Annotated in this window: 11 protein-coding genes; all 11 read left to right on the top strand. The window is 62.3% G+C overall.

What is annotated here, in order from left to right; genetic code table 11:
* The first annotated feature begins 6 nt into the window (after nt 1–6).
* From rsmH to ABIE32_RS14900, 11 genes are read left to right on the top strand one after another with little or no spacing between them, the layout of a single operon-like run.
* Nucleotides 7–936, top strand: a complete 930-nt coding sequence (rsmH, locus tag ABIE32_RS14950) for a 16S rRNA (cytosine(1402)-N(4))-methyltransferase RsmH (RefSeq protein WP_429017359.1) — start codon at nt 7–9, stop codon at nt 934–936.
* A 43-nt stretch (nt 937–979) separates the two neighbouring features.
* Complete coding sequence (ftsL, locus tag ABIE32_RS14945) at nt 980–1,261, top strand: cell division protein FtsL (RefSeq protein ID WP_224152572.1); 282 nt, start codon at nt 980–982, stop codon at nt 1,259–1,261.
* Nucleotides 1,258–3,003, top strand: a complete 1,746-nt coding sequence (locus ABIE32_RS14940; RefSeq protein ID WP_429017357.1) for a peptidoglycan D,D-transpeptidase FtsI family protein — start codon at nt 1,258–1,260, stop codon at nt 3,001–3,003. The genes ftsL and ABIE32_RS14940 overlap by 4 nt, the downstream gene beginning before the upstream one ends.
* The gene (locus ABIE32_RS14935) at nt 3,000–4,520 is read left to right on the top strand and encodes a UDP-N-acetylmuramoyl-L-alanyl-D-glutamate--2,6-diaminopimelate ligase (protein WP_429017356.1); all 1,521 of its coding nucleotides are present in this window, start codon (nt 3,000–3,002) and stop codon (nt 4,518–4,520) included. The genes ABIE32_RS14940 and ABIE32_RS14935 overlap by 4 nt, the downstream gene beginning before the upstream one ends.
* 2 nt (nt 4,521–4,522) lie before the next feature.
* Nucleotides 4,523–5,947: a UDP-N-acetylmuramoyl-tripeptide--D-alanyl-D-alanine ligase gene (locus ABIE32_RS14930; protein ID WP_429017381.1), complete on the top strand. Its 1,425-nt coding sequence runs from the start codon at nt 4,523–4,525 to the stop codon at nt 5,945–5,947.
* On the top strand, nt 5,941–7,119 hold the full coding sequence (gene mraY, locus ABIE32_RS14925; RefSeq protein WP_224151269.1) for a phospho-N-acetylmuramoyl-pentapeptide-transferase: 1,179 nt from the start codon (nt 5,941–5,943) through the stop codon (nt 7,117–7,119). Before ABIE32_RS14930 ends, mraY begins: the two co-directional genes overlap by 7 nt.
* Nucleotides 7,120–7,124: 5 nt before the next feature.
* The gene (gene murD, locus ABIE32_RS14920) at nt 7,125–9,134 is read left to right on the top strand and encodes a UDP-N-acetylmuramoyl-L-alanine--D-glutamate ligase (RefSeq protein ID WP_429017355.1); all 2,010 of its coding nucleotides are present in this window, start codon (nt 7,125–7,127) and stop codon (nt 9,132–9,134) included.
* Nucleotides 9,131–10,399, top strand: a complete 1,269-nt coding sequence (gene ftsW, locus ABIE32_RS14915; RefSeq protein WP_224151271.1) for a putative lipid II flippase FtsW — start codon at nt 9,131–9,133, stop codon at nt 10,397–10,399. The genes murD and ftsW overlap by 4 nt, the downstream gene beginning before the upstream one ends.
* Nucleotides 10,396–11,457, top strand: a complete 1,062-nt coding sequence (gene murG, locus ABIE32_RS14910) for an undecaprenyldiphospho-muramoylpentapeptide beta-N-acetylglucosaminyltransferase (protein ID WP_429017353.1) — start codon at nt 10,396–10,398, stop codon at nt 11,455–11,457. Before ftsW ends, murG begins: the two co-directional genes overlap by 4 nt.
* Nucleotides 11,454–12,887, top strand: a complete 1,434-nt coding sequence (gene murC / locus ABIE32_RS14905; protein ID WP_429017351.1) for a UDP-N-acetylmuramate--L-alanine ligase — start codon at nt 11,454–11,456, stop codon at nt 12,885–12,887. The genes murG and murC overlap by 4 nt, the downstream gene beginning before the upstream one ends.
* Nucleotides 12,884–13,858: a D-alanine--D-alanine ligase gene (locus ABIE32_RS14900; protein WP_429017349.1), complete on the top strand. Its 975-nt coding sequence runs from the start codon at nt 12,884–12,886 to the stop codon at nt 13,856–13,858. The genes murC and ABIE32_RS14900 overlap by 4 nt, the downstream gene beginning before the upstream one ends.
* Nucleotides 13,859–13,888 lie beyond the last annotated feature (30 nt).

Below are 13,888 nucleotides of genomic sequence, written 5' to 3'. Positions count from 1 at the left end.
GTGCGTGTGGAAAACAAGAACTATCAACACACCACCGTCCTGCTGAACGAGGCGGTTGACGCCTTGCGGCAGGCCTCTGTGGACCAGGACCCCATCTTTGTCGATGGCACCTTCGGGCGCGGCGGGCATTCGCGCCTGGTGCTGTCCCAACTGCCGCCCAATGGGCGGTTGATTGCTTTTGACAAGGACGTGGATGCCATTGCCGAGGCGGCGCGCATCAGTGACGCCCGGTTTTCCATTCGCCACGAGGGCTTTAGCCACATGGCGGAACTCCCGGCTGCATCGGTTGCCGGAGTGTTGCTGGATCTGGGTGTGAGCTCGCCCCAGATCGACAGTCCTGAGCGCGGGTTCAGTTTCCGCTTCGACGGCCCGCTCGACATGCGCATGGACACCACTCGCGGCCAAAGCGTGGCCGAGTGGTTGCAAGAGGCGGAAATGCAGCAGATTGCGGAGGTGATACGTGACTTCGGTGAAGAACGGTTTGCTGGCCCCATTGCAAAGGCGATTGTTGCGCGGCGGGAGGCTGGCTCGCCAGTCGCCACCACTGCCGATCTGGCCGAGCTCGTGGCTGGCGCAGTCAAGACCCGCGAGGCTGGGCAAAACCCTGCCACGCGCACATTCCAGGCTCTTCGGATTTTCATCAATGCCGAGCTTGAGGAGCTCGAGCAGGCGCTAGAGGCCAGCCTGCGGGTGCTGGCGCCTGGCGGCCGGCTGGTGGTGATCAGTTTCCATTCGCTGGAAGACCGCATCGTCAAGCAATTCATTGCCAGGCATTCCAAAGAGGTCTATGACCGCCGCGCGCCCTTTGCGGCGCCGCAGCCCATGCGCCTCAAGGCCCTGGAGCGTGTCAAGCCCAGCGAGGCGGAAGTTGCGGCCAATGCACGTGCCCGCAGTGCCGTGATGCGCGTGGCAGAGCGTACGGAGGTGCCAGCATGAGCGCGCTGTACCTGCCCGCATTTAAGACGAAAGGATATCTGTGCTGCTGCGCCTGAATATCCTTTTGCTGATTCTGTCGATCCTCAGCGCCATGGCGCTGGTGCAGTCGCAGTATGAAGCACGCAAGCTGTTCACCGAGCTGGACCGCACGGTGGCGCAGTCGCGCCAGTTGGAAACCGACCACCAGCGCCTGCAGGTGGAAAAGCGTGCCCAGGCCACGCCGCTGCGCCTGGAGCAGTTGGCGCGCGACAAGATGGGAATGCAGACGGCAACGCCTGCAGTGACTGTGTATGTGCCCGAGCCTGGCGTGGGAGCTGCGCAATGAGCCGCGACATGCGCTACTCCACCAGCCCGCTGCTTGCCGAGCGCACGCCCATGTGGCGCAGCCGCTTCGTCATGCTGGCGCTCGCACTGGGTTTTTTCTGCCTGATCGGGCGCGCAGCCTACGTGCAGGTGATCGGCAATGACTTCTTCCTGCGGCAGGGCGAAGTGCGCTTTGCGCGCACCATCGAATTGCCTGCCAATCGTGGCAGGTTGCTGGATCGCAATGGCCTGATCCTGGCTTCCAGCGTGCCGGCCGCCAGCATCTGGGCGATTCCCGAGGATGTGGATCAGGACGATGCGGCCACCCAATCCAAGCTGCGCGAGATCGCCAAGCTCATGGGCATGCCCTACACCCAGCTCAATGCCAAACTGGCTGACGAAGACAAGAGCTTTGTCTGGATCAAGCGGCAGCTGGATTGGGACATCGGCCAGAAGATCAAGATGCTGGATGTCAAGGGCATCTACCTGCGCAAGGAATACAAGCGCCAATACCCGGAAGGTGAATCTGCAGCCCACGTCGTGGGCTTCACCAATGTGGAAGACCATGGCCAGGAAGGCATGGAACTGGCCTTCGACAAGGAACTGGGTGGCAAGGCCGGCTCGCGTCGCGTCATCAAGGACCGCCTGGGGCGCGTGGTGGAAGGCGTGGGCGTCGAAACTCCGCCACAGGAAGGCCAGGACATCCAGCTCTCCATTGACAGCAAGGTGCAGTTCTTCGCCTACCAGAAGCTGCGCGACCAGGTGGCCGCCTTCAAGGCCAAGGCAGGTAGCGTGGTGGTGATGGATGCGCACACCGGCGAAGTGCTGGCGCTGGCCAACTACCCCAGCTATGACCCGAACAACCGCCTGCGGCTGACCGGCGAACAGCTGCGCAACCGCGCCATCACCGATACCTTCGAGCCAGGCTCGACCATGAAGCCGATCACCGTGGGAACCGCGCTGGAGCTGGGGCGTGTCAAGAACACCACCATCATCGACACCACGCCGGGTCGCTATGCCATTGGCGGCTTCACGATCACCGACACTCACAACTATGGTGCGCTGACCGTGGACGGCGTGATCCAGAAGTCGAGCAACGTGGGCGCGCTCAAGGTGGCGCAGAAAATGTCGGCGCAGGAAATGTGGAATGTGCACTCCGCCCTGGGTTATGGGCAGAAGCCGCAGATCGCCTTCCCCGGCGCGGCTAGTGGCCGCCTGCGTCCCTGGAAGAGCTGGAAGCCTGTGGAGCAGGCCACCATCTCCTATGGCTATGGCCTGTCGGCTTCGCTGTTCCAGATGGCCCGCTCGTACACGGTCTTCTCCAATGACGGCAACGTGATTCCGGCCACCATGCTCAAGAGTGTGGGCCGCCCGGCAGGCACACCCGTGTTTTCGAAGAAAACGGCAGAGCAAGTGCGTCACATGCTGTGGCTGGCGGCAGGGCCTGGTGGCACCGGCCAGAAGGCGCAGACCGTGGGCTACTCGATCGGCGGCAAATCCGGTACCGCGCGCAAGCAGCAGGGCAAGGGCTATGCAGCGGGCAAGTACCGCGCGTGGTTCACTGGCATCGCTCCAATCGAGAACCCGCGCATCATTGTCGCGGTGATGATCGACGAGCCATCGCAAGGCAGCTTCTATGGCGGTACGGTGGCGGGCCCTGTGTTCAGTGAAGTCGTGCAGCAGACCTTGCGCCTGATGGGTGTGCAGCCTGATATGACAGTCAAGCCGCAAATCGTTGCCAATGAAGTGGAGGAGCCGCTATGAATGCCGTTCCCCAACTGCTGCGCAGCGTGGATGAAGCCATGGCTTGGCTCAAGGCCCGTGTTACTGGTGGTACCTTGCAGACCGACAGCCGCAAGGTGCAGCCCGGCGATGCCTTCATTGCCTGGCCTGGTGGCGTCACCGATGGCCGTGCCTACGTGGCGCAAGCCGTGCAGCGTGGCGCTGTTGCGTGCCTGGTCGAGCAAGCTGGCATGGAGCAATTCGATTTCGCGGGCATGCCTGTGGCGGCCATGCCTGAGCTCAAGGCGGCGACGGGCAAAATTGCCAACGCATGGTTTGGTGAGCCCAGCCAGGCGCTGGACGTGCTGGCGATCACCGGCACCAATGGCAAGACCAGCATCAGCTGGTGGCTGGCACAAGCCGTGGCGCATCTGGGCGAAGCAGGCGTGTTGCTGCACCGCGGCAGTGCGCTGGTGGGAACCCTGGGCGTCGGCATCCCACCACACCAGCTGGATGTGACGGGGATGACCACCCCCGACCCCGTATTGCTGCAGCGCGCATTCCGCAATTTTGTGGATGCGGGTTACGGCGCCTGCGCCATCGAAGCTTCGTCCATTGGCATCGAGGAGCACCGGCTTGCTGGTACGCGCATCAAGGCTGCCATCTTCACGAACTTCACCCAGGACCACCTGGATTACCACGGAAACATGGACGCCTATTGGGCAGCCAAGCGTGCGCTTTTCGCGTGGCCTGGCTTGCAGGCTGCGGTGGTGAATGTGGACGACCCCAAGGGGGCGCAACTGGCGACCGAATTGGCGGCTGAGGCGCTCGACTTGTGGACGGTCTCGATCGCTGACGACTCGGCTGCACGTCTGTCGGCGCGAGACATCCGTGCTGGTGAGCGGGGCCTGGTGTTTGAGGTGGTGGAAGGCGGCAAGCCCGTCACGCTTCACAGCCAGGTGATCGGTCAGTACAACGTGCTCAACCTGCTGGAGGTGATTGCCTGCGTGCGAGCGCTGGGCGTGGGCCTGCAGCAGGCAGTGGATGCATGCGCTGGAATGGCCGCTGTGCCTGGCCGCATGGAGCAGGTAACCGAAGCTGGAGCACCTCTGATTGCGGTCGACTACTCGCACACGCCCGATGCACTGGAGAAAGCCTTGCAGGCCTTGCGACCGCTTGCAGCGCAACGCGCTGGCAAGCTCTGGTGCGTATTCGGCTGCGGCGGCAACCGTGATGCCACCAAGCGCCCACAGATGGGGCGCATTGCGCAAACCCAGGCAGATGAAGTGATCGTGACCAGTGACAACCCCCGCGGCGAGGCGCCATTGGCCATCATTGAGGACATCGTGCAAGGCATGTCGAAAAGCGCGCACTGGCATGTGCAGGCCGACCGTGCTGCTGCAATCGGCGAAGCCGTGTGCCGGGCCGCCAGCGAGGACGTGATCCTGGTGGCGGGCAAGGGGCATGAAGACTATCAGGAGATTGCGGGTGTGAAGCACCCGTTTCTCGACACAGCGCAGGCGAAGGCGGCGCTGGCCAAGCGGAAAGAACAACTATGACGATGATGACCCTGCACCAGGCGCTGGGGTTCATCCAGCAGCACATCCCACAGGCAAGGCTTGTGGGTGACGGTGCAGTGCCGCTGCTGCGCGTGCACTCCGATTCGCGCAGCCTGCAGCTTGGTGATTTGTTTGTGGCGCTCAAGGGTGAGCGCTTTGACGGAAACGCGTTTCTGGCGCAAGCCAGGTCGGCGGGCGCGGTCGCCGCATTGTGCAGCGTCGATCCTGTCAGCGCAGGCCTGCCCGGCATCGTGGTGCCGGATACCCTCAAGGCCTTGGGGGCGCTGGCTACCGCATGGCGTGCGCAGTTTGCCTTGCCTATGGTGGCAGTCACGGGCAGCAACGGCAAGACCACGGTCACGCAAATGATTGCGTCCATTCTGCGGGCGCATGCAGGTGACGCTGCGTTTGCCACCCGCGGCAATTTGAACAATGAAATCGGCGTACCACTCACCTTGCTGGGCATGACAGCAGACCACCGCATCGGTGTGGTGGAGCTGGGCATGAACCATCCTGGTGAAATCGGGCTGCTAGCCGCGATGGCGCAGCCGACGGTGGCTCTGGTCAACAACGCACAGCGTGAACACCAGGAATTCATGCATACCGTTGAGGCGGTGGCGCGTGAAAACGGAAGCGTGCTGTCTGCATTGCCTGTCAACGGCGTAGCGGTTTTCCCGGCAGGCGATTTGTACTCGTCGCTGTGGCAAGGCTTGGCTGGCGCTCGCACCAGTTTGCTGTTTGGCGACGAGGCTGACGGTGCCCAGGTATTTGCCCGCAATGTGGCCTGGGGTGACGGCGCCTGGACGCTGGAGCTGTACACACCATCCGGCAGTGCGGCCGTTGCGCTGCAAATAGCAGGTCGGCACAACGTGCGCAATGCGCTGGCTGCCGCTGCATGCGCGCATGCAGCGGGTGTACCAGTCGCTGCCATTGCGCAAGGATTGACTGCGTTTGAGCCGGTCAAGGGCCGGTCGCGTGCGCTGTCGGTGGCAACGTCCGCGGGCAAGGTCACCGTGGTGGATGACACCTACAACGCCAATCCCGATTCGGTCGAGGCCGCCATTGAGGTGCTGCGTGAGTTGCCTGCACCGCAACTGCTGGTGCTCGGCGATATGGGTGAGGTCGGCGACAACGGTCCGCAATTCCATGCGGAAGCAGGCACGCTGGCACAGCAGAAAGGCATTCCGCAATTGTTTGCGCTGGGTGCACAGAGTGCATTTGCTGCCTCAGCGTTTGGTGCAGGCGCTCGGCATTTTGAGAGCATGCAAGCCTTGCAAGAGGCGGTATGTGCGGTGATGCCTCATGTAGGCAGTGTGTTGGTCAAGGGTTCGCGGTTCATGAAGATGGAGCAAGTGGTACAGGCGATGCAAGCCTGTGCAGGCAAGACAGACAATGCGCAGGGCACCTGCAAGGAGGCAGCATGCTGATACTGCTCGCCAGTTGGTTGCAAAGCTTGTCGCCGGAGTTCAGCTTTCTGCGGATCTTCCAGTACCTGACGTTCCGCGCCGTGATGGCGGCGCTGACCGCCTTGATCATCGGGCTCGTGGCTGGCCCCAAGGTGATCCGCACCTTGAGCGCCCTGAAGATCGGCCAGCCCATTCGGGGCTATGCCATGCAGTCTCATTTGAGCAAGAGCGGCACACCGACCATGGGTGGCGTGCTGATCCTGCTGTCGATCCTGATTTCGACCCTGCTGTGGTTCGATCTCTCCAACCGCTTCGTCTGGGTCGTTCTTGCGGTGACCTTTGGCTTTGGCGCCATTGGCTGGGTGGACGATTGGCGCAAGGTGGTCAACAAAGACCCCGAAGGCATGCGCTCGCGCGAGAAATACATGTGGCAGTCGATCATCGGCCTGGGTGCTGCCCTGTATCTGGTGTTCTGCATTTCCGAGAACACCAATACCGAGGTGTGGAGCCTCTTTGTCAGCTGGGTCAAATCCGGGTTTTCGCTTGATCTGCCGCCCAAGGCTGGGTTGATGGTTCCCTTCTTCAAGGAGGTGAGCTATCCGCTGGGCGTGCTTGGCTTTGTGATCCTGACATACCTGGTGATCGTTGGCTCCAGCAATGCCGTCAACCTGACCGATGGCCTGGATGGCCTGGCCATCATGCCGGTGGTGATGGTGGGTTCGGCCCTGGGTGTGTTCGCCTACGTCACAGGCTCTGTCAATTTCTCGCGTTACCTGCTCTTTCCGCACATTGGTGGCGCAGGTGAGCTGCTCATTTTCTGCTGTGCCATGCTTGGCGCGGGTCTGGCCTTCCTGTGGTTCAACACCCATCCAGCGCAGGTCTTCATGGGGGATGTGGGCGCATTGGCGCTGGGCGGTGCGCTGGGCACCATCGCCGTCATCGTGCGCCAGGAAATTGTGCTGGCCATCATGGGCGGGGTATTCGTGGCCGAGGCCGTGTCGGTGATGATGCAGGTGGTGTGGTTCAAGTACACCAAAAAGCGTTATGGCGAAGGTCGCCGACTGCTGAAGATGGCGCCGCTCCACCACCATTTCGAAAAGAGTGGCTGGAAGGAGACGCAAGTTGTGGTGCGCTTCTGGATCATCACCATGCTGCTGTGTCTGATTGGCCTGTCCACCCTGAAGCTGAGGTAAACACCATGTCTACCGAAGCCTTCAAACCCCTCACTGACAACCCTGCGATGGCGCCGGGTGGCACTGCGCCGGTGGCTGATTCTGCGCCGCACGCAGCGGATGAAAATGCGACGCTGGTGCAAGGAATGCAGGCGCCAATTGCTTCTGAGCCCGTGGCACCCTTTGCTGCCGAAGATGGAGCTGCGCCGCCAGTGCCGCAAGGTGATGTGGTGGAGGGCGACGCATCTGCAGCGCGCAGTGCCGATGAAGGAAATGCTGCCGCGCCTGTGGCACCCGATGCAGCCGTTGAGCTTGTCGCGCCTGTTGCAGAGCCCATTCCTGATGTATCCACACTGACGGCGGCCAAGGATGCTGCCGCCTTTGTGGCGCAGATTTTTGCAGACCCCAGCATCTCCGATGCCGCCAGTGGTGAAGTGACGGCAGTAGCCGCACAGCCTGCCGAGCAGGTGGTGGAATACCCACCGGTGCCAGTGCAGTGGCCGCAAGGTCAGACACAGCACCTGCAGGGGCAGCGGGTGCTGGTGCTGGGCTTGGGCGCCTCTGGCCTCGCCATGGCACGCTGGTGCGTGCGCGCAGGCGCGGAAGTGACTGTGGCAGACACGCGCGAAGCGCCGCCCCAGCTTGCCCAATTGCAGACGGAGTTGCCTGCGGTACGCTTTGTGGCGGGCGACTTGTCTGCTGCCTTGATCGATGGCCAGAGTATGGGCGCGGTATACCGCTCTCCAGGCCTGAGTCCTGCTGTCGTAGCCCCGGTTGTGGAGGCCGCGCGAGCCATTGGCCTGCCCGTCAGTGGCGAGCTCGACCTGTTCTCGATGGCGCTGGGCGGCCTCGCGCAGGCGCATGGCTACCAACCCAAGGTGCTGGCCATCACTGGCACCAATGGCAAGACCACAGTCACCTCGCTTACGGGGCAACTGCTTGAGCACGCCGGTATCCGCACTGCGGTGGCTGGCAACATCGGCCCGACCTTGCTTGATACCTTGTCTGAACGCATCGATGCCGAAGACCTGCCGCAGGCCTGGGTGCTGGAGCTGTCCAGCTTTCAGCTCGAAGACGCGCATGCATTCGAGCCGACGGCCGCCACGGTGCTCAACATCACGCAGGATCACCTGGACTGGCACGGCAGCATGCAGGCCTATGCCGCCGCCAAGGCCCGAATCTTTGGCAAGAGCGCCTTGATGGTGCTCAACCGTGATGATTCGATGGTGATGGAAATGCTGCCGCCACCCGTACGCATCAAGCTCCAACGCCCTCAATTGCGCGCGCACATCAGCTTTGGGTTGGATATGCCCAGCCAGCCTGGCGATTTCGGGCTGGAAGTGGTCAATGGCATGGCATGGCTGGTGCGGGCGCAAGATGATGGCAACAGTGCCAGCAACAAGCGCAACCAGGCTGCGAGCGACGAAATTTTTGTACAGCGCCTGATGCCGGCCGATGCCTTGCGCATTCGCGGTCGCCACAACGCCATGAACGCACTGGCTGCGCTGGCGCTGGGCCATGCCGCGGGCGCAGCGTTCGGCCCGATGCTGTTTGGCCTGCGCGAGTACCGGGGCGAACGCCACCGTGTCGAGCCCATTGGCGTGGTGGATGACATCGAGTACTTCGACGACAGCAAGGGCACCAATGTCGGTGCAACGGTTGCGGCCCTGATGGGGCTGGGCGCGGACCGCAAAATTGTTCTGATCCTGGGTGGCGACGGCAAAGGCCAGGACTTCTCGCCGCTGGCAGATCCTGTGCTGCGCTATGCGCGCACGGTGATATTGATTGGCCGCGATGCGCCGCTGATCGAAGAAGCGCTGGCCGACACGCATGTGCCGATGCAGCATGCGCAGACCATGGAAGAGGCGGTGCAGCTATGCAGCCAGCAAGCCCGCGCGGGTGATGCGGTGCTGATGTCTCCGGCCTGTGCCAGTCTGGATATGTTCAGGAACTATGCCCACCGTGCCGAGGTGTTCTGTCAGGCGGTCGCCGCACTGGCCGAAGAAAAAGGCAGCAGCCTGGAGGTGCAGCCATGAGCGCAACCACAGCACTGCGTGACAAGTTTGGTGGCTGGTTCAAGCCGGCAGGTGAGAAGCCTGTCGACATTCTGCCGGTGCGCGTGGGTGGCAATGAGTACCGCCAGATGCCTACCAACACAGCCAGTTTCTTTGGCGCCGACCAGGTGCTGATCTGGCTGGTGGTGGCAATTCTGTCGTGGGGCATCGTCATGGTGTTCTCTGCCTCGATTGCCATGCCGGACAACCCTCGCTTCGGCAAGATTGCGCATTACTATTTCTTCCAGCGCCACCTGCTGAGCGTGGGGCTGGGCTTTGTGGCTGCGGTGCTGGCATTCCAGATTCCCATGAAGGTCTGGGAGCGCTGGGCGCCCTGGCTCTTCATCGGCTCCATCCTCATGCTGATTGCGGTGCTGATTCCGCATGTGGGCACGGTGGTAAACGGCGCGCGCCGCTGGCTGTCGCTGGGTATCATGAACTTCCAGCCGTCCGAGCTGGCCAAGATCGCCGTCATCATGTACGCGGCTGATTACATGGTCCGAAAGATGGAGGTGAAGGAGCGCTTCTTCCGTGCCGTGCTGCCCATGGGCCTGGCGGTAGGCATTGTCGGCGCACTGCTGCTCGCCGAGCCTGACATGGGGGCGTTCATGGTGATTGCCGTGATCGCCATGGGCATCCTGTTTCTGGGCGGCGTCAATGCACGCATGTTCTTCATCATCGCGCTCATTCTGGTGGCAGCCTTTGCCATGATCGTGATGACATCCGAATGGCGCCGCGAACGTATCTTTGCCTACCTGGACCCATGGAGCGAAAAGCATGCCCTGGGCAAAGGCTACCAGTTGTCGCATTCGCTGATTGCAATCGGGCGGGGTGAGATTTTTGGTGTGGGCCTGGGCGGCAGTGTGGAAAAGCTCCACTGGCTGCCCGAAGCGCATACTGACTTCCTGTTGGCCGTGATTGGGGAGGAACTGGGGCTGGTGGGCATTGTGATCCTGCTGGGCCTGTTCTTCTTCATGATCCGCCGCATTGTCGAGATCGGCCGCCAGGCCATCCGAATGGACCGGATCTTCTCGGGCCTGGTGGCCCAGGGGGTTGCCATCTGGATCGGTTTCCAGACCTTCATCAACGTGGGGGTGAACCTGGGTGCCCTGCCAACCAAGGGCTTGACGCTGCCGTTGATGAGCTTTGGCGGCTCGGCCATCTTGATGAACCTGGTTGCCATCGCCATCGTGCTACGCATTGATTGCGAGAACAAGGCGATGAGTGCGGGAGGTGCGCGCTCATGAGCAAGACCGCACTCATCATGGCCGGTGGTACAGGGGGACACATCTTCCCGGGGCTGGCCGTGGCGCAAGAGCTGCGCGACCGCGGCTGGACCGTGCATTGGCTGGGTGCTCCCGGCAGCATGGAAGAGCGCCTCGTTCCACCACGGGGCTTTCCGCTGGAGAGGGTGGAGTTTTCCGGTGTGCGCGGCAAGGGGGCTGCATCCTTGCTGGACCTGCCCCTGCGCATGGCCAAGGCGCTGTTGCAGGCGCGTGCCGTGCTGCGCCGTGTGAAGCCCGATGTGGTGGTCGGCATGGGTGGTTACATCACCATTCCTGGTGGGCTCGCTGCAGTATTGAGCGGGGTGCCCATGGTGCTGCATGAGCAGAACTCGGTTGCCGGCATGGCCAACAAGTTGCTGGCGCGTTTTGCCAAGCGCGTGTTCAGCGCCTTCCCTGAGGCGATTGCTGGCGCCGAATGGGTAGGCAACCCTTTGCGAGCAGAGTTCACGCAGCAACCCGAGCCAGCAGTCCGCTTTGCGGGCCGCACGGGCCCTCTGCATTTGCTGGTGGTGGGCGGCAGCCTGGGCGCCAAGGCGCTGAACGAGGTGGTCCCCCAGGCGCTGGCCCTGATGCCTGAGGCCTCTCGGCCACGGGTCACTCACCAAAGCGGCGCCAAGCAGATCGACGCGCTGCAGGCCAACTATGCGGCAGCAGGTGTGCAAGCCACCTTGACCCCGTTCATCGACGACGCCGCCAAGGCCTATGCCGACGCGGACATCATCGTCTGCCGCGCGGGTGCCAGCACGGTGACGGAGCTGGCCGCCGTGGGCGCCGCTGCGGTGTTCGTTCCTTTCCCTGCAGCAGTGGATGACCACCAGACGGCCAATGCGCGTTTCCTGGTGGATTGCGGTGCAGGATGGTTGGTGCAACAAAGCGTTTTAAGCGCACAAAATCTGGCTGAAATGCTAGAAAATATAGAGCGCTCCACGTTGGTGGAGAAAGCGCAAAAGGCAAAAACAATGCAGAAACTGGAAGCCGCACAACGTGTGGCTCAAGCTTGCGAGGAGGTGGCACGATGAAGCACGCCATCCAGCGCATTCACTTCGTGGGTATCGGTGGCGCCGGCATGAGCGGCATTGCCGAGGTGCTGCACAACCTGGGCTATGTGGTGTCGGGTTCGGATCTGTCCGACGGTGCCACCTTGCAGCACCTGCGCGATGCAGGCATCACCACCTTTGTCGGCCATGATGCGGCGCATATCGCCAACGCTCAGGCCGTGGTCACCTCCACGGCGGTACAGGCTGACAACCCCGAGGTGCTGGCCGCACGCGCCAAGAACATTCCTGTGGTGCCCCGCGCGCAGATGCTGGCAGAGCTGATGCGTCTGCGCAAAGGCATCGCCATTGCTGGTACACACGGCAAGACCACCACCACCAGCCTGGTCACGAGCGTGCTGGCCGAAGCGGGCTGGGACCCGACCTTTGTGATTGGCGGCAAGCTCAACAGTGCAGGTGCCAATGCGCGGCTGGGCAGCGGTGAGTACATCGTGGTCGAGGCCGATGAGTCGGATGCGTCGTTCCTGAATCTGCTGCCCGTGATGGCGGTGGTCACCAACATCGATGCCGACCACATGGACACCTATGGCCACGACTTTGGCCGTCTTAAATCGGCGTTCGTCGATTTCCTCAACCGCATGCCGTTCTACGGCAACGCCATCGTCTGCACCGACAGCCCTGCCGTGGCCGAGATCGTGGATCGCGTAGCCTGCACGGTTACGACCTACGGATTGAACGAGGCTGCGCAGATCCGTGCGGTCGATGTACGCGCCGACAACGGCCAGATGCGCTTCACCGTGCAGCGCCGTACTGCCGAAGGCCTGCCGGATCTGGATGTGGTGCTCAACCTGCCTGGCGAACACAACGTGCTCAATGCGCTGTCTGTCATTGGTGTGGCCATGGCGTTGGGACTGGATGACGCAGCCCTGCTGCGTGGACTGGCAGGTTTCAAGGGTGTGGGCCGCCGTTTTCAGCGCTATGGCGAAGCAAGCCTGGCAGATGGTGGAAAGTTCACCGTTATTGACGATTACGGCCATCACCCCGTCGAAATGGCTGCCACCATTGCGGCCGCGCGCGGCGCGTTCCCGGGCCGTCGTCTGGTGCTGGCCTTCCAGCCCCATCGCTACACCCGCACACGCGATTGCTTCGAGGATTTCGTCAAGGTGATCGGTGGCGCCGACGCTGTGTTGCTGGCCGAGGTGTATGCCGCTGGCGAAGCACCGATTGTGGCGGCCGATGGCCGGGCACTGGCGCGTGCGGTGCGCGTGGCAGGCAAGGTCGAGCCCATCTTTGTAGAACAGATTGCCGAGCTGCCGCAAGCGATTGTGGACCATGCCAAGGATGGCGATGTGCTGTTGTGCATGGGCGCAGGATCGATCGGCTCCGTGGCCGGTAAAGTAATGGATTTGCTATCAAATAATGAGCGTATTGCGCAGAAGGAGAGCGCGGTATGAGTGAAAAAATGATGAATATCGATGTGAAGGCGCTGGGCAAGGTTGCGGTGCTGATGGGCGGCAGCTCTGCCGAGCGCGAAGTCTCGCTGATGTCCGGCAAGGGCGTTCTGGCAGCGCTGCAATCCAAAGGCGTCGATGCGCATGCGTTCGATCCTTCCGTGCAAGACCTGGGCGAACTGCGCAAGCAGGGCTTTGCGCGCTGCTTCATCGCGCTCCATGGTCGCCATGGAGAGGATGGCACGGTGCAAGGCGCGCTGGAGCTGCTCGGCATTCCCTACACGGGCCCAGGCGTCATGGCATCAAGCATTGCGATGGACAAGATCATGACCAAGCGCATCTGGCGCTTTGAAGGACTGTCCACCCCGGAGTGGCGCATGGCTGCCAGCGAGCAGGATACGCGTGATGCGCTCGCGGCGCTGGGCTCGCCCATGATCGTGAAGCCGGCCCGCGAAGGCTCGACCATCGGCCTGTCCAAGATCAGCACGCCCGAAGAATGCGCCAAGGCCTACGAACTGGCATCGCGCTATGACCCGGAAGTTCTGTGCGAGCAGTTCATTGAGGGCCTGGAGACTACCTGTGCGGTGCTGGGCCAGGGGCGCAATGCGAAGGCATTGCCGGTGATCAAGATCGTGGCGCCCGAAGGCAACTACGACTACCAGAACAAGTACTTCACCGACACCACGCAGTATTTCTGCCCCAGCGGCCTGCCTGCCGACATGGAGGCTGCCATTGGTGATCTGGCGGAAAAGGCCTTCCGCACCCTGGGGTGCCGTGGCTGGTCGCGTGCCGATGTGATGGTGCGTGCCTCCGACAACAAGCCTTTCCTGCTGGAGATCAACACATCTCCCGGCATGACCGGCCATTCGCTGGTGCCGATGGCCGCTCGCGCCACCGGCATGAGCTACGAAGACCTGTGCCTGCACCTGCTGGCATCGGCATCCACCGACGCGGCGCAAGGCGCCGAGGTTTGAAAGAAGGACAGACACACCATGGAACAGACC

It is taken from the genome of Comamonas sp. 4034 (assembly GCF_050434545.1).
In the GTDB taxonomy this organism is placed as follows: domain Bacteria; phylum Pseudomonadota; class Gammaproteobacteria; order Burkholderiales; family Burkholderiaceae_C; genus Comamonas; species Comamonas odontotermitis.
Note: the sequence above shows the minus strand (reverse complement) of the source record. Positions and strands in the feature narration are given on the sequence as shown.